Genomic DNA, 16,697 nt, shown 5'->3' on the forward strand with positions numbered 1-16,697 from the left:
CAATAAGAAAATGGAGAGATAATATGACTGATTATTAGAATCACATATTATCTCCAATTATTAGTGTAGAATAGTGTTCATTTACACAGAATGTTTGAAGAAGAGAAATGAATCATGTTAAGATAAGCTTGTTGGAATGGGAGCCTTTTTAAGAGATATACTAATACTTAAAAGGGATAGCATCTGGTAAACAGGGTGTAGTTTTAATACATAGGAGGCGGAAACTTTGGTACAACCATACAAACATGAACCATTTACTAATTTTAAATTGGAAGAAAATCATCAAGCCTATTTAACTGGGTTAAAAACAGTTGAAAGCTATTTAGGGAAGGATTACGATCTAGTTATCGACGGAGAGCGCATCTCTACAGAAGAGAAAATCGTATCTTATAATCCTGCTAATAAAACAGAAGTAATTGGCCGTGTGTCTAAAGCAAACCGCGATCTTGCTGAAAAAGCGATGCAAGCTGCAGTAGAAGCGTTTAAAACATGGAAAAAAGTAAAAGCTGAAACACGTGCAGACGTATTATTCAAAGCAGCTGCCATCATTCGCCGCCGCAAGCATGAGTTTTCTGCACTTTTAACAAAAGAAGCAGGCAAGCCATGGAATGAAGCGGATGCAGATACAGCAGAAGCAATTGATTTCCTTGAATTCTATGCTCGTCAAATGTTGAAAATTAAAGAAGGCGTGCCTGTAAACAGCCGTCCAAATGAATATAACCGTTATGATTACATTCCATTAGGTGTTGGAATCATCATTTCACCATGGAACTTCCCATTAGCGATCATGGCTGGAACGACTGTTGCGGCAATCGTAGCGGGAAATACAGTTCTTTTAAAGCCAGCTTCAACTACTCCAGTTGTTGCCGCAAAATTCGTTGAGGTCATGGAAGAAGCGGGTCTTCCTAAAGGTGTGTTAAACTTTGTACCAGGAAGCGGTGCAGAAGTGGGCGACTACTTAGTAGACCATAAGGATACACGTTTCATTAGCTTTACAGGATCTCGTGACGTAGGTCTTCGTATTTTTGAACGTGCTTCTAAATTAAGCGAAGGCCAAGTTTGGATGAAGCGTGTCATTGCAGAAATGGGCGGAAAAGACACAATCGTTGTCGATAAGGAAGCAGATCTTGAGTTAGCTGCGACTTCGATCGTTGCCTCTGCATTTGGCTTCTCAGGGCAAAAATGCTCTGCATGCTCTCGTGCAGTCATCGTTGAAGATGTGTACGACCAAGTGTTAAATCGTGCAGTTGAATTAACAAATGAATTAACACAAGGGGACCCAACGGACCCGAATAACTACATGGCTACAGTAATCGATCAAAGTGCTTATGATAAAATCATGAGCTATATTGAAATTGGCAAAAAAGAAGGAAAGCTAATGACAGGCGGAGAAGGAGACGACTCCAAGGGCTACTTCATTAAGCCAACGATCTTCGCAGACCTTGATCCAGAAGCTCGCATCATGAAAGAGGAAATCTTTGGTCCAGTTGTAGGATTTACAAAAGCGAAGGATTTTGATCATGCGATTGAAATTGCGAACAACACAGAATATGGTTTAACAGGAGCGGTTATCACAAATAACCGTAAGAATATTGAAAAAGCACGTGAAGATTTCCATGTTGGAAACTTATACTTCAACCGTGGATGTACAGGTGCGATCGTTGGATACCAGCCATTTGGCGGCTTCAATATGTCAGGAACAGACTCAAAAGCAGGCGGTCCTGACTACATCCAGCTTCATATGCAAGCAAAAACAACTTCTGAGATGTTCTAATCGTAAAAAAAATAACCGTAAGAGTGGTTTGCCTTTGGCAGATCACTCTTTTTTTGTCCAAAGATTGTCTAGCTCCAGCGCCTATCGCCTATCAAACTTCAGGCCCCCTCCGCAACGATTGCGTCAACATCGGTTCGCTCTCGCTCACCGTGTTTCCTTTATCGAAAGAACCGGTCCTTCCAGTTTGTACGGCGATGACCAAGGCGCTTCCGCTTTTCTTATTATCGAAGAATGTCGAATTAAATTTCTGATAATTTAAAAATTAACTGTTCCAAAAATATGAATGTTGTTATACAATAAGTAACATAGTTTGATAACTGTATTATAACAACAAAGATGTTCATTCTTTTTATGAACCCATAGCTAGTTACTCATACAAAAAAATTATCGGAATTTTTAAAGGAGGAACTTAATTATGACAGAAGCAAGAGTGAAGCATTTACAAGAAAGCTGGGAAATGGATGAACGGTGGAATGGAATTGAAAGACCCTATTCTGCGGAAGAGGTAATTAAACTGCGAGGATCGATTGACATTGAATATACACTTGCACGCAAGGGAGCTGAGAAGCTTTGGAAGCTTGTAAATGAAGAGGATTTCGTTCCAGCATTAGGTGCATTAACAGGAAACCAAGCTGTACAGCAAGTGAAAGCAGGATTGAAGGCAATTTATTTAAGCGGCTGGCAAGTAGCGGCAGATGCTAACCTCTCCGGTCACATGTACCCAGATCAAAGTCTTTATCCTGCAAACAGTGTGCCGAGTGTAGTGAAAAGAATAAATCAGGCATTGCAGCGTGCGGATCAAATTCATTATATGGAAGGGGATCAATCGATTGACTGGTTTGCTCCAATTGTCGCTGATGCAGAGGCAGGGTTTGGCGGGCAGCTGAATGTGTTTGAATTGATGAAAGGAATGATTGAGGCAGGTGCAGGCGGCGTACACTTTGAAGACCAGCTTTCCTCAGAGAAAAAATGCGGTCATCTTGGCGGTAAAGTGCTGCTTCCTANTTTTCCTAATTTTAATGGAGTAATAGGGAAGGCGTTTTATGCAGATGGACAGCTACAGGAGCTTAATATTAATATTCCTATTCAATTCTATGGAAAATCAGAAGGAATTGGCTTTACACAATATGTGACCGGCCTTGTTGTGAAACATTTTCCTGACTATATTTCTGTACAAGTAGAAATTTCGTCTGTGAATGGTCCAGAAGGGCTTATTGTCCGTAAAGCAGACCAAAACGAGCCATTTGTTCATATATATCAATAAGAAAATGGAGAGATAATATGACTGATTATTAGAATCACATATTATCTCCAATTATTAGTGTAGAATAGTGTTCATTTACACAGAATGTTTGAAGAAGAGAAATGAATCATGTTAAGATAAGCTTGTTGGAATGGGAGCCTTTTTAAGAGATATACTAATACTTAAAAGGGATAGCATCTGGTAAACAGGGTGTAGTTTTAATACATAGGAGGCGGAAACTTTGGTACAACCATACAAACATGAACCATTTACTAATTTTAAATTGGAAGAAAATCATCAAGCCTATTTAACTGGGTTAAAAACAGTTGAAAGCTATTTAGGGAAGGATTACGATCTAGTTATCGACGGAGAGCGCATCTCTACAGAAGACAAAATCGTATCTTATAATCCTGCTAATAAAACAGAAGTAATTGGCCGTGTGTCTAAAGCAAACCGCGATCTTGCTGAAAAAGCGATGCAAGCTGCAGTAGAAGCGTTTAAAACATGGAAAAAAGTAAAAGCTGAAACACGTGCAGACGTATTATTCAAAGCAGCTGCCATCATTCGCCGCCGCAAGCATGAGTTTTCTGCACTTTTAACAAAAGAAGCAGGCAAGCCATGGAATGAAGCGGATGCAGATACAGCAGAAGCAATTGATTTCCTTGAATTCTATGCTCGTCAAATGTTGAAAATTAAAGAAGGCGTGCCTGTAAACAGCCGTCCAAATGAATATAACCGTTATGATTACATTCCATTAGGTGTTGGAATCATCATTTCACCATGGAACTTCCCATTAGCGATCATGGCTGGAACGACTGTTGCGGCAATCGTAGCGGGAAATACAGTTCTTTTAAAGCCAGCTTCAACTACTCCAGTTGTTGCCGCAAAATTCGTTGAGGTCATGGAAGAAGCGGGTCTTCCTAAAGGTGTGTTAAACTTTGTACCAGGAAGCGGTGCAGAAGTGGGCGACTACTTAGTAGACCATAAGGATACACGTTTCATTAGCTTTACAGGATCTCGTGACGTAGGTCTTCGTATTTTTGAACGTGCTTCTAAATTAAGCGAAGGCCAAGTTTGGATGAAGCGTGTCATTGCAGAAATGGGCGGAAAAGACACAATCGTTGTCGATAAGGAAGCGGATCTTGAGTTAGCTGCAACTTCGATCGTTGCCTCTGCATTTGGCTTCTCAGGGCAAAAATGCTCTGCATGCTCTCGTGCAGTCATCGTTGAAGATGTGTACGACCAAGTGTTAAATCGTGCAGTTGAATTAACAAATGAATTAACACAAGGGGACCCAACGGATCCGAATAACTACATGGCTACAGTAATCGATCAAAGTGCTTATGATAAAATCATGAGCTATATTGAAATTGGCAAAAAAGAAGGAAAGCTAATGACAGGCGGAGAAGGAGACGACTCCAAGGGCTACTTCATTAAGCCAACGATCTTCGCAGACCTTGATCCAGAAGCTCGCATCATGAAAGAGGAAATCTTTGGTCCAGTTGTAGGATTTACAAAAGCGAAGGATTTTGATCATGCGATTGAAATTGCGAACAACACAGAATATGGTTTAACAGGAGCGGTTATCACAAATAACCGTAAGAATATTGAAAAAGCACGTGAAGATTTCCATGTTGGAAACTTATACTTCAACCGTGGATGTACAGGTGCGATCGTTGGATACCAGCCATTTGGCGGCTTCAATATGTCAGGAACAGACTCAAAAGCAGGCGGTCCTGACTACATCCAGCTTCATATGCAAGCAAAAACAACTTCTGAGATGTTCTAATCGTAAAAAAAATAACCGTAAGAGTGGTTTGCCTTTGGCAGATCACTCTTTTTTTGTCCAAAGATTGTCTAGCTCCAGCGCCTATCGCCTATCAAACTTCAGGCCCCCTCCGCAACGATTGCGTCAACATCGGTTCGCTCTCGCTCACCGTGTTTCCTTTATCGAAAGAACCGGTCCTTCCAGTTTGTACGGCGATGACCAAGGCGCTTCCGCTTTTCTTATTATCGAAGAATGTCGAATTAAATTTCTGATAATTTAAAAATTAACTGTTCCAAAAATATGAATGTTGTTATACAATAAGTAACATAGTTTGATAACTGTATTATAACAACAAAGATGTTCATTCTTTTTATGAACCCATAGCTAGTTACTCATACAAAAAAATTATCGGAATTTTTAAAGGAGGAACTTAATTATGACAGAAGCAAGAGTGAAGCATTTACAAGAAAGCTGGGAAATGGATGAACGGTGGAATGGAATTGAAAGACCCTATTCTGCGGAAGAGGTAATTAAACTGCGAGGATCGATTGACATTGAATATACACTTGCACGCAAGGGAGCTGAGAAGCTTTGGAAGCTTGTAAATGAAGAGGATTTCGTTCCAGCATTAGGTGCATTAACAGGAAACCAAGCTGTACAGCAAGTGAAAGCAGGATTGAAGGCAATTTATTTAAGCGGCTGGCAAGTAGCGGCAGATGCTAACCTCTCCGGTCACATGTACCCAGATCAAAGTCTTTATCCTGCAAACAGTGTGCCGAGTGTAGTGAAAAGAATAAATCAGGCATTGCAGCGTGCGGATCAAATTCATTATATGGAAGGGGATCAATCGATTGACTGGTTTGCTCCAATTGTCGCTGATGCAGAGGCAGGGTTTGGCGGGCAGCTGAATGTGTTTGAATTGATGAAAGGAATGATTGAGGCAGGTGCAGGCGGCGTACACTTTGAAGACCAGCTTTCCTCAGAGAAAAAATGCGGTCATCTTGGCGGTAAAGTGCTGCTTCCTACACAGACTGCAGTAAAAAACCTAATTGCTGCTAGATTAGCAGCTGATGTCATGGGTGTGCCTACAATAATTGTAGCCCGTACAGATGCAAATGCTGCTGATTTGATTACGAGTGATGTAGATTCATATGATGCTCCGTTTATTACTGGCGGCCGTACACCAGAAGGATTTTTCCGGACGAAGGCTGGTTTAGACCAAGCGATTGCCAGAGGATTAGCCTACGCGCCATATGCCGACCTTGTTTGGTGTGAAACCTCTGAACCAGATTTAGAGGAAGCTAGACGTTTTGCTGAAGCGATTCATGAAAAGTTTCCTGGCAAACTATTAGCTTATAATTGCTCCCCGTCCTTCAACTGGAGAAGTAAGCTAGATGAAGAAACTATTGCCAAATTCCAAGTGGAGCTTGGGAAAATGGGATATAAATTTCAATTTGTTACATTAGCTGGCTTCCATGCGCTAAATCATAGCATGTTTGAATTAGCACGCGGATACAAGGATTATGGAATGGCTGCTTACTCGGAATTGCAGCAGGCGGAATTTGCGAGTGAGGAATATGGCTATACGGCAACAAGACACCAAAGGGAGGTGGGTACAGGCTATTTTGATCAAGTTTCTATGACAATTACTGGTGGAACTTCTTCAACAACAGCCCTTAAAGGGTCTACTGAAGAAGAGCAATTTACTGCAGCAAAGCAAGAGGCGTAATGCTCTTTTGCAATCAAAATGTTGAAAATGAAGGATTCAGAGCCTTCAACTTATTTCATCCATTCTATCGTGATTTTAACCTTTTTCTCCTATTATGCACCTCTCTTCATTTGAAGAGAGGATTTTTTTGTATAAAAAGGTAATGATTATACTAGCACAACTGATAAAATGAATACATACATAGTAATAGCCCTTCTTTTCCTTAAACAAATGGGAGGTATGTGACTTTGTCAAAAAATGTAGATGATTATATCCAGCAAGGGATATATGGGGAAAAACAAACGAAGCCAGATGAACGCAGAAGATTTCTTGGAACACTGCGAGAACGGATTGTGATTGCGTTAACTCAATCACAAGTAAGAGAACCAGGAACGTATAAACAGGTTGAGGACGCATTGAAAGAAAATCAAAAGGCTCATATGTACTTGAATGGCAATATGAGCTATGGAGAGTTTTCTAAATATATAAAAGCTGCTGGAGATTACAAAGTAGATTATACAATCGTAACGAATAAAGATCATAACTCGGAAATTGGACTTGTCCTAGCTTATGACCATGCGATTGATAAAGAAGATATCTATGTGAAAAAGGAAACAGGAGTGCAAAAACAGGAAAAGGCAAAGAAGAAAAAAGGTGCCTTTACAATACTTTCGAACGTATTTAAACGAAGGAGCCGATAAGGCTCCTTTCGTTGTTAATCTGCAGATTAAAGGGGAAAATTTGCAAATAATTAGGAAAGATTGCAAATAAGCTGCTAAAAACATAATATTCATGTTACTTTAAAAATAAAAAGGGATAGTTGGCGGTGAACGGGATGAATCCAGTTGATTTAAGACCGAAACAAAGGTCGAAAAGTAGAATTCGTGCTGGTACATGGTTTTACACAGCTAAGAGGTATATAGAATGGTTAACTGATGGGAAAAAATATGCCAAAAATAAAAGTGATGAACTCTTTCCGTATTCGTTAACAAGGCATCAAACGATTCTTCTTAGGAAATTAAAGAATGTAGAAATGTCTTTACAGCATAATAAAATTATCAATTTGAAAAAAGCTGTACCACGAGTGAACAAGGTAATTATACAACCTGGTGAGATGTTCTCTTATTGGCGGCTCATTGGGAAAACTACCTATAAAAAAGGGTATGTAGACGGAATGGTTCTTTATTATGGGAAGTTTAAAACAGGTGTTGGGGGAGGACTTTGTCAGCTGTCTAACTTAATTTATTGGATAACTTTGCATAGTCCCCTTACTGTTGTTGAGAGACATCGACATAGCTATGATGTATTCCCAGATTCTAACCGTACACAGCCATTTGGAAGCGGGGCAACTTGTGCATATAATTACCTCGACTTGCAAATAAAAAATGAAACGAACATTCCTTATCAATTACATCTACAACTAACAGATACCCATCTTATTGGGGAATGGCGGGCAAATGAACCTGCATTGTATACATATGAGGTATATGAGAAACGTCACGAAATCACACCAGCTTATTGGGGAGGCTATCTGCGCCACAATGAGATTTACAGAAGGGTGTTCAATAGGCAAAAGCAGTTGATAAATGATGAGTTTGTGACCGAAAATCATGCCATTATGATGTATGAACCTCTCTTGGAGAACAAAGAAAATATAAGTTTTTAATTATCGGCGGCTAAAGAGCGGTATCCTGAATGGACCTGCCTTTTTATATTTTGAGTATTAACTGCGTGATGACTGCAAATCATGTTAAAATAGGCAGAAGGATCGGTTATTATGTCAAATCAGGTAGTGGTTTAACGCATGAAAGTTTGATATGATAAATCATATTGTGTGAAGAAAAGAACATATTTGGAGGTGGCTTACATGTCTAGAATTTCTGCTGATCAGGTTAAGCATGTGGCAAACTTGGCAAGACTGGCAATTACGGAAGAAGAGACAGAAAAATTTACAAATCAATTGGATGCAATTATATCTTTTGCTGAACAGTTGAATGAAATAAATACGGACGGTGTTGAACCGACATCTCATGTCTTAGATATGAAAAATGTGATGAGAGAGGATATCCCGCAAGAGGGATTGCCGCAGTCTGAAGTGCTGAAAAATGCACCAGAACATCAAGACGGTCAAGTGAAAGTGCCGTCTATTATGGAATAAGGGGGGAAAGGTTTTGAGTTTATTTGATCATAAAGTATCTGAGCTTCATGAGAAATTACATAAAAAAGAATTGAAAGTTACCGATCTAGTCGATGAATCATACAAGCGCATTAGCGAAGTGGAGGAAAAGGTACAAGCCTTTTTGACTTTAGATGAGGAAAAAGCACGTGAAACGGCAAAACAAATGGATAAAAAGCTAGGAACGGATGAACAAAAAGGGCTTCTGTTTGGAATGCCTATCGGTGTGAAGGATAATATTGTTACAAAGGGATTGCGCACTACGTGTGCCAGCAGAATATTAGAGAATTTTGATCCAATTTATGATGCAACAGTTGTTAATAAATTGCACCAAGCAGAAACGATTACGATTGGGAAATTGAATATGGATGAATTTGCAATGGGTTCATCCAATGAAAATTCAGCTTATAAGAAGACAAGAAATCCGTGGAGTTTAGATCGGGTTCCGGGAGGATCTTCTGGCGGTTCAGCAGCATCTGTTGCTGCAGGAGAGGTATTATTCTCTTTAGGTTCTGATACAGGCGGATCGATTAGACAGCCAGCTTCATTCTGTGGTGTTGTGGGCATGAAGCCTACATACGGTCGCGTTTCTCGCTTTGGACTTGTTGCGTTTGCCTCATCACTTGACCAAATCGGACCGATTACTAGAACGGTTGAAGATAATGCTTATTTATTGCAGGCGATTTCAGGGTTGGATCCGATGGACTCAACTTCTGCAAGTGTAGCTGTACCAAGCTTTGTTGAATCATTAACAGGTGATATTAGAGGCTTAAAAATTGCCGTGCCAAAGGAATATTTAGGGGAAGGCGTGCAAGCGGAAGTTCGTCAATCCGTATTAGATGCTTTAAAGGTGCTTGAGAATTTAGGTGCGACATGGGAAGAAGTATCACTGCCGCATTCAAAATATGCACTTGCTGCTTATTATCTACTATCTTCATCAGAGGCATCCGCAAACCTTGCCAGATTTGACGGTGTGCGCTATGGATATCGGACAGAAAATGCCGAAAGCCTAATTGATTTATATAAAAAGACTCGTGCAGAAGGTTTTGGTGAAGAAGTAAAACGGCGGATTATGCTTGGAACATTTGCACTGAGCTCCGGTTATTATGACGCCTATTACAAAAAGGCACAAAAGGTTCGTACATTAATCAAAAATGACTTTGAAGAAGTATTCAAGAAATATGATGTCATTATTGGACCAACTACACCTACACCAGCTTTTAAAATAGATGAAAATACAAAAGACCCGTTAACAATGTATGCGAACGACATTTTAACGATTCCAGTAAACCTTGCTGGTGTACCAGGAATTTCTATTCCTTGCGGATTTGTAAATGAACTGCCGCTTGGACTGCAAATCATAGGCAAGCATTTTGATGAAAGCACAGTCTATCGCGTGGCACATGCATTTGAACAGGCAACAGAATTCCATAAGCAAAAGCCTGGATTGTAAGGGGGGAGAAAGAATGAAATTTGAAACGGTTATTGGACTAGAGGTCCATGTTGAATTAAAAACAGATTCGAAAATTTTCTCGGCTAGCCCGAATCACTTCGGTGCAGAACCAAATACAAATACGACAGTGATTGATCTTGGCTATCCAGGCGTTCTTCCAGTTTTAAATAAGAAGGTTGTTGAATTCGGGATGAAGGCAGCGATGGCACTGAACTGTGAGATTGCTCCGATTACGAAATTTGACCGAAAGAACTATTTTTACCCTGATAATCCAAAGGCATATCAGATTTCCCAGTTTGACAAGCCGATTGGCGAGCATGGCTGGATTGAGATTGAAGTGGACGGGTATAAAAAGAAAATCGGCATTACCCGAATCCATTTAGAAGAGGATGCTGGAAAATTGACGCATGGCAATGGCTATTCATTAGTCGATTATAATCGTCAAGGAACACCGCTGATTGAAATTGTTTCCGAACCAGATATTCGTACACCAAACGAAGCATATGCCTATCTTGAAAAATTAAAATCAATCATTCAATATACGGGTGTATCAGATTGTAAAATGGAAGAAGGTTCATTGCGCTGTGATGCCAATATTTCTCTTCGTCCAGTTGGTCAAGTAGAATTTGGAACGAAAACAGAACTGAAAAATTTAAACTCCTTTAACTTTGTCCGTAAAGGATTAGAATATGAAGAAAAACGCCAAGAGGAAATTTTACTTGCTGGAGGCGTGATCGGGCAAGAAACTCTTAGATATGATGAAGCTACAAACACAACGATCTTGATGCGTGTGAAAGAAGGATCGGATGATTATCGTTATTTCCCAGAGCCAGACCTTTTAGATATTCATATTGATGAGGATTGGAAAGCTCGAATTCGTGCGGAGATCCCTGAGCTTCCAGATGAGCGGAAAAAACGTTATGTTGAAGAGCTTGGTCTTCCTGCATATGATGCAGTTGTTTTGACTGTAACAAAGGAAATGGCTGATTTCTTTGAAGCAACGGTCCATGCTGGTGCAGAAGCAAAACAAGCGTCCAACTGGATCATGGGTGAAGTTTCAGCTTATTTAAAGGCTGAACAAAAGGAGCTTGATGAAACAGCCTTGACTGCTGAAGGTCTTGCAGGAATGATTCAACTTATTGAGAACGGAACCATTTCTTCAAAGATTGCCAAAAAAGTATTTAAAGAATTAATTGAGAATGGCGGAAACGCTGAACAAATTGTAAAGGACAAAGGCCTTGTACAAATTTCAGATGAAGGCGCACTTTTGAAAATTGTCACTGAAGTATTAGATAACAATCCAAAAATTATTGAGGATTATAAAAATGGAAAAGAAAAGGCAGCTGGCTCCTTAGTTGGTCAAATCATGAAAGCAACTAAAGGGCAAGCCAACCCGCCATTAGTGAACAAGATATTATTAGAGGAAATCAAGAAGAGATAAAGTGAAGGACTGGTGGATTTTTCCATCAGTCCTTTTTCGACAATTTTTCTTAATATTTCCCAGGAAAAGCTAGCAATTTACAAAAATATGTTCTATTAACTAATTGATGGTAGTGAAAATGTAGAATAATAAAGTTATAATAATGAAAAGAAAAAAATGTAAAATAACCTGTCTTTTTCCTTTTTAAAACTTATATTGATATTTTATATGAACATTAGGTGATCACAGTGAGTATTTTGAAAATCAATGACTTAGAAAGACATGAGGAGCATACCTTAGTTTTTCCTGTCTTTAGTTTAGAAGTTTCGGAGCATGAGGTGGTAGCTATTCATTCGAGCACGAATGTGCGGACCGTATTAGTTAAGCTATTTTTAGGAGAGCTTCCTGTTTCAAGTGGGGAATTAAGCATTAATGGGCAAGAATTCACGAAATCAAAAGAAGCTTACTTCAATCAAGTTGGCATGTATCTTTTAGATGATGGGTTATACGAGAGATTGAGTGTAAAGGATCATTTTTCCTTTTTTAAAAAGTTATATGGCTCGGCGATTTCTATGGATGAGGCGTTACGTATGACTCAGCTTGAGCCTAAACGGAATATTCGTCTTAGCAGGCTAACGGCTTCCGAAAAAAGGAGAGTGCATTTTGGACGCTTGCTTTTTCAGAATCCAGCCCTGTTTATATTTGAAGAACCGGACCAGAATGCCGATTTGGAAACGAAACGGGTATTTTTGAAGGTTGTAAGAAGACTGAGTGAAAAAGGCAAGGGTGTGATTGTACTAACAAGTAACATGGAAAGTGCACTAGCAGTAACAGATAAGGTCTTCCGCTTAAATGAAACAGGATTGCATGTGCTGGATGTCGTTTCTGACGAAGAGACAACAGATGAATTACCAAGTGAAGAACTTAAATCTGAGGATCAAAAAATTGAAGAGGAAATAATGATCCAGCCTGTTCGCTTTGAAAAGATTCCTACAAAGGTGAATGACAAAATCGTTTTATTTGATCCGCCAGAAATAGATTACATAGAAAGCAATGATGGGCAGTCCAATATTTATATTAAAGGAGATATGTATCCAAGTGTATTTACAATGACGGAGCTTGAAAACCGTCTGCATCCATATGGGTTCTTTAGATGTCACCGTTCTTACATTGTTAATCTGCAAAAGGTTCGTGAGGTAGTCACTTGGACGAGAAATAGCTTTACCTTAGTATTAGGAGATGCGAAAAAGTCATCTATCCCGTTATCAAAGACGAAAATGGCAGAATTAAAGGGCATGCTAGGACTAAAATAGTGCTCCATTCCAAGTAAATAATGCTCCATTCACTCTGATATATGCTCTTTTCATCCAAATAATAGTGCATGGCAAGGATTTGTTTCATAAGATTAGGTCATACGAAAGCGAAAGGCGCCTAACAGTGCCGATGCTAACATGATAACTAACAAATCAAATATGCCAGGAGGATGAAAATGGAGAACATTATAGAAGTAACTGGATTAGCGAAAATGTTTGCCAACCAAACAGCATTAAAGGATGTTTCATTTAAAGTAAGAAAGGGAGAGACATTTGGATTTTTAGGTCCAAGCGGATCTGGTAAAACAACAACGATAAAAATCTTAACCGCACAATTAGCCCAAACAGATGGAGATGCATACGTATTCGGTGTGCCAGCTTCAAAGCTAAAGGAAGCTCGTTATCGCAAAAAAATAGGCGTGTTGACAGATAATAGCGGACTTTATACTCGACTTACCATTCATGATAATTTAAAGCTATACTGTGATCTCTATGATGTCCCACATGCTCGAATAGATGAAGTTCTTGAAATGGTGAATTTAAAGGATGCCAAGAAAAAGGCAGTTTCTAAGCTTTCAAAAGGGATGCTGCAGCGAGTTACATTAGCAAGAGCATTTTTACACAAGCCTGAGCTGCTATTCTTGGACGAACCAACATCTGCACTTGATCCAGTCAATACAAAGCATATATATAGAGGGCTGGAGAATTTAAAAGAGCAAGGAACAACGATATTTTTGACGACACATGATATGAATGAAGCAGAAACACTTTGTGACCGTGTAGCCTTTTTAAATGAAGGTATGATTCAGTTGCTTGATTCGCCAAAAGCTTTAAGACAAAAATTTGCGGACCATACATTAACGGTCGAGCTAGCAGATGGCAGTAAAGAGATTATTGATCGCGGTCCAGAAGGTGCACAAGCGATGTACAATTATATGTCGGAAAATAAAGTGGTTTCAATCTATTCAAACGAACCTACACTAGGTGATATTTTTGTAGAGGTAACAGGGAGGAAATTATCATGACATTTTCTATCAAACGTTCAATAGCGATTCTTCAAAAAGACTATAAAGATGTTTCAAAAAATTTATTTGTGGGCTCGTCAGTTTTCATGCCGTTAGTATTGGCTGCACTTTACGGTCGAATGGGTGTTGAAACGATAAATGAGCATTATCTCGTTTTCAATATGACTTTTTGTTTAGTTGCTGCTTACGTACAGTGCTCGCTTATTGCAGAAGAAAAAGAAAAAAATACATTACGCGGATTGATGCTTTCACCAGCAAGTACGCTTGAAATCCTAGCAGGGAAAAGTCTATTAAGCTTTATTGGCACTATCCTAGTTATCGCTTTTGCTGCATTTTTAACAGAGTATAAACCAGACAACATGCTTGTCGTTTCTATAGCTATTGCACTTTCTGCTATCTTTTATATCGGTCTAGGCACGGTGCTTGGTCTAGTGACAAAATCGGTAATGGAAGCGTCTGTTGTTATATTGCCGTTCATGGGAATCTTCTCATTTGGTTCGATGCTAACTGTCTTTGCAGATAAGTACCCAATTCTTAAGGCAGCTGAGTATATGCCAAATACACAGCTAATTAATTTAGCAAATGAAGTTCAAAATGGTGCTGGTTTAGCAGATGTTTGGTTTAATTTAGCTGTTATTCTTGCATGGATAGCTGTGATATATGTAATTGTAGTTGTTGTTTATCGTAAACGGATGATGGATTAATTCGATTGCATAAGCAACCAGCAGCCTACACATGTATTAGCTATTACATACAGAGGCTAGATCAGTAAGTCGGATAACAATTTAATTTAGAATAGGTAAATTTGGCTGATGGATCTTCCATCGGCTTTTCTGCATATTTTTTGCATTTTACAAAACATCCCTTTATTTCCCAAGAAAGGACAGCTCTTTTCGACAAAATTCTCTACAGTCTTCAAGCCAAGAATCATGCTTCACATTAACAAATGGAATATGTAATAATAAGGAAGAAATACATATAAGAAATGGAGGGCTATTTATGAATTTAAATCAATGGTTTGAAAAGGGATTGACAGCTGATCAATATATTTCAGGAATGAGTGTAAATCAAACTGGGATGAAACAGATTTCTGAACAATTTTCCTTATCGGCTGAAGAAAAGGAAAGGCTGGCTCCTCTTAAAGGAAAGGGATTAAAGGTCATCGCTTTATCTGAGGATTGGTGCGGAGATGCGCTTTTAAATAATCCCATTCTGTTAAAAATTGCAGATGAAATTGAAATGGATGTGCGCTTTTTATTAAGAGATCAAAATCTAGAATTGATGGATCAATATTTAACAAATGGAACATCACGTGCGATTCCAATCTATATTTTTATCAATAAGGATGGAGAAGAACAGGCTGTATGGGGACCGCGAGCGAAGCAGCTTCAAGACCTTGTTGATCAAGAGCGGAGTAAGCTCCCTGCACAGGAGGATCCTGATTTTACTGATAAACAAAAGGCGATGTACAAAGCTTTAGTAAAATCTTATCAGGTTGATGAAAACTTGTGGCATGCAGTAGCAAATAGTATTTGCGATAAATTAGTTGGCTAAATCATTGTGGGGTGTATAATCATTGATCTGGCAGCGAAATAAATTAACGGAAATGCTTAATATTACCTACCCCATATTTCAAGCACCGATGGCAGGTGGAATCACAACACCTGAATTAATAAGTGAAACATCAAATTGCGGCGGACTTGGGAATCTTGGGGCAGGTTATATGGACCCTAAGGAGATTAAAGAAGCAATCAAACAGATTAGAAGCTTAACAGATAAGCCCTTCGGCGTGAATTTATTCATTCCAAATGTGAGGGAAGTTCACTTCGATGAAAAAGAATTAACAGCGATGACAGTTCTATTAAATCAATATGGACAAGAATTAGGAATAGAAGTGCCGGTTAGCAATCAAGTGAATAACTACAAAGCTCTATATGAGAATCAATTAGAGGAAGTTCTCAGGGAAAGGGTGCCAGTTGCGAGCTTTACTTTTGGAATTCCAGATAGAGAGGTCATGACAGAGCTTAGAAAGAATGGAACAGTTATTATAGGAACAGCCACAAATGTAAAGGAAGCATTGGAGCTTGAAGTGAGCGGTGTAGATATTATTGTGGCGCAAGGGAGTGAAGCTGGAGGCCATCGTGGAACCTTTCATGAGGAGGCTAGCGGATTGGTCGGTTCAATGGCGCTCATTCCTCAAGTAGCTGATGCTGTCTACACACCTATCGTCGCAGCGGGCGGCATTATGGACACACGAGGAATTGCTGCCGCAATGGCTCTGGGAGCAACAGGCGTACAGCTCGGTACAGCTTTTCTAACATGCAAAGAAAGTGGAGCAGCAGAGATCTATAAGAAAACACTCTTGAATAGCACGGAAGAACAAACAACCTTTACAAAGGCATTTTCAGGAAAACTTGCTCGAGGAATAGGCAATCGTTTTATTCATGAGATGGCTGAACAAACAAGTTTGCCATTTCCGCTTCAAAATGATCTGACAGCCTCCATTAGAAAGAAGGCTGCCATGCTGAAACAGCCAGATTTCATGTCTCTATGGGCTGGGCAAGGTGTAAGAATGGTGAAGGAAACAACAGTCAAACAATTGATGAGGGAACTTATAGAAGGAAAATGAAAACGGAGCAGCCGTTTTTGCTAAAGGAAATTTAGATCACATAAAGAAATAGATGAAATATCATAAAAATTAACAGACCAAATCAATAGGTGATTTGGTCTGTTAATTTTTATACTAATGGTTTTCGTCCTTTAACATAATAATTGCAATAGCATAGCCTAACATTACTATCAATCCGAAAAATAATA

At 39.3% G+C, this 16,697-nt stretch carries 14 protein-coding genes; all 14 read left to right on the forward strand.

Annotation, left to right across the window (positions count from 1 at the left end; all coding sequences use genetic code 11):
• Window positions 1–226 precede the first annotated feature (226 nt).
• Window positions 227–1,774: an L-glutamate gamma-semialdehyde dehydrogenase gene (pruA, locus tag C1726_RS09080; RefSeq protein ID WP_102272833.1), complete on the forward strand. Its 1,548-nt coding sequence runs from the start codon at window positions 227–229 to the stop codon at window positions 1,772–1,774.
• 415 nt (window positions 1,775–2,189) lie between these two features.
• Complete coding sequence (locus C1726_RS09085) at window positions 2,190–3,038, forward strand: CamS family sex pheromone protein (protein WP_180968148.1); 849 nt, start codon at window positions 2,190–2,192, stop codon at window positions 3,036–3,038.
• Between the two features lie 220 nt (window positions 3,039–3,258).
• Complete coding sequence (gene pruA / locus C1726_RS09090; protein WP_102272834.1) at window positions 3,259–4,806, forward strand: L-glutamate gamma-semialdehyde dehydrogenase; 1,548 nt, start codon at window positions 3,259–3,261, stop codon at window positions 4,804–4,806.
• Between the two features lie 415 nt (window positions 4,807–5,221).
• Window positions 5,222–6,514: an isocitrate lyase gene (aceA, locus tag C1726_RS09095; RefSeq protein ID WP_102272835.1), complete on the forward strand. Its 1,293-nt coding sequence runs from the start codon at window positions 5,222–5,224 to the stop codon at window positions 6,512–6,514.
• Between the two features lie 227 nt (window positions 6,515–6,741).
• Window positions 6,742–7,194, forward strand: coding sequence for a YueI family protein (locus C1726_RS09100; RefSeq protein WP_102272836.1), 453 nt, complete (start codon window positions 6,742–6,744; stop codon window positions 7,192–7,194).
• 134 nt (window positions 7,195–7,328) lie between these two features.
• Window positions 7,329–8,159, forward strand: coding sequence for a VanW family protein (locus tag C1726_RS09105; protein WP_102272837.1), 831 nt, complete (start codon window positions 7,329–7,331; stop codon window positions 8,157–8,159).
• Between the two features lie 201 nt (window positions 8,160–8,360).
• Window positions 8,361–8,651 carry an Asp-tRNA(Asn)/Glu-tRNA(Gln) amidotransferase subunit GatC gene (gatC, locus tag C1726_RS09110; protein WP_102272838.1) on the forward strand — a complete coding sequence of 97 codons (291 nt, stop codon included), beginning with the start codon at window positions 8,361–8,363 and terminating at the stop codon, window positions 8,649–8,651.
• Window positions 8,652–8,664: 13 nt separating this feature from the next.
• Complete coding sequence (gene gatA / locus C1726_RS09115; protein WP_102272839.1) at window positions 8,665–10,122, forward strand: Asp-tRNA(Asn)/Glu-tRNA(Gln) amidotransferase subunit GatA; 1,458 nt, start codon at window positions 8,665–8,667, stop codon at window positions 10,120–10,122.
• A 13-nt stretch (window positions 10,123–10,135) separates the two neighbouring features.
• Window positions 10,136–11,563: an Asp-tRNA(Asn)/Glu-tRNA(Gln) amidotransferase subunit GatB gene (gene gatB / locus C1726_RS09120; RefSeq protein ID WP_102272840.1), complete on the forward strand. Its 1,428-nt coding sequence runs from the start codon at window positions 10,136–10,138 to the stop codon at window positions 11,561–11,563.
• Window positions 11,564–11,790: 227 nt separating this feature from the next.
• Window positions 11,791–12,855, forward strand: a complete 1,065-nt coding sequence (locus C1726_RS09125) for a LytTR family transcriptional regulator DNA-binding domain-containing protein (RefSeq protein ID WP_102272841.1) — start codon at window positions 11,791–11,793, stop codon at window positions 12,853–12,855.
• 176 nt (window positions 12,856–13,031) lie between these two features.
• Entirely contained in the window at window positions 13,032–13,880 is an 849-nt protein-coding gene (locus C1726_RS09130; protein WP_102272842.1) for an ABC transporter ATP-binding protein, read from the forward strand.
• On the forward strand, window positions 13,877–14,584 hold the full coding sequence (locus tag C1726_RS09135) for an ABC transporter permease (RefSeq protein WP_102272843.1): 708 nt from the start codon (window positions 13,877–13,879) through the stop codon (window positions 14,582–14,584). Before C1726_RS09130 ends, C1726_RS09135 begins: the two co-directional genes overlap by 4 nt.
• Before the next feature lie 295 nt (window positions 14,585–14,879).
• Window positions 14,880–15,434, forward strand: coding sequence for a thioredoxin family protein (locus C1726_RS09140; protein WP_102272844.1), 555 nt, complete (start codon window positions 14,880–14,882; stop codon window positions 15,432–15,434).
• A 22-nt stretch (window positions 15,435–15,456) separates the two neighbouring features.
• Complete coding sequence (locus tag C1726_RS09145) at window positions 15,457–16,509, forward strand: NAD(P)H-dependent flavin oxidoreductase (protein WP_102272845.1); 1,053 nt, start codon at window positions 15,457–15,459, stop codon at window positions 16,507–16,509.
• Window positions 16,510–16,697 lie beyond the last annotated feature (188 nt).

The sequence above is a fragment of the Cytobacillus massiliigabonensis genome, assembly GCF_900199725.1.
GTDB lineage: Bacteria > Bacillota > Bacilli > Bacillales > Cytobacillaceae > Cytobacillus > Cytobacillus massiliigabonensis.

Excerpts from the sequence above, each read along its gene's own strand:
- aceA (WP_102272835.1), top strand. The coding sequence starts at position 5,222 with ATGACAGAAGCAAGAGTGAAGCATTTACAAGAAAGCTGGGAAATGGAT.
- C1726_RS09105 (WP_102272837.1), top strand. The coding sequence starts at position 7,329 with ATGAATCCAGTTGATTTAAGACCGAAACAAAGGTCGAAAAGTAGAATT.
- gatC (WP_102272838.1), top strand. The coding sequence starts at position 8,361 with ATGTCTAGAATTTCTGCTGATCAGGTTAAGCATGTGGCAAACTTGGCA.
- gatB (WP_102272840.1), top strand. The coding sequence starts at position 10,136 with ATGAAATTTGAAACGGTTATTGGACTAGAGGTCCATGTTGAATTAAAA.
- C1726_RS09130 (WP_102272842.1), top strand. The coding sequence starts at position 13,032 with ATGGAGAACATTATAGAAGTAACTGGATTAGCGAAAATGTTTGCCAAC.
- C1726_RS09135 (WP_102272843.1), top strand. The coding sequence starts at position 13,877 with ATGACATTTTCTATCAAACGTTCAATAGCGATTCTTCAAAAAGACTAT.
- C1726_RS09140 (WP_102272844.1), top strand. The coding sequence starts at position 14,880 with ATGAATTTAAATCAATGGTTTGAAAAGGGATTGACAGCTGATCAATAT.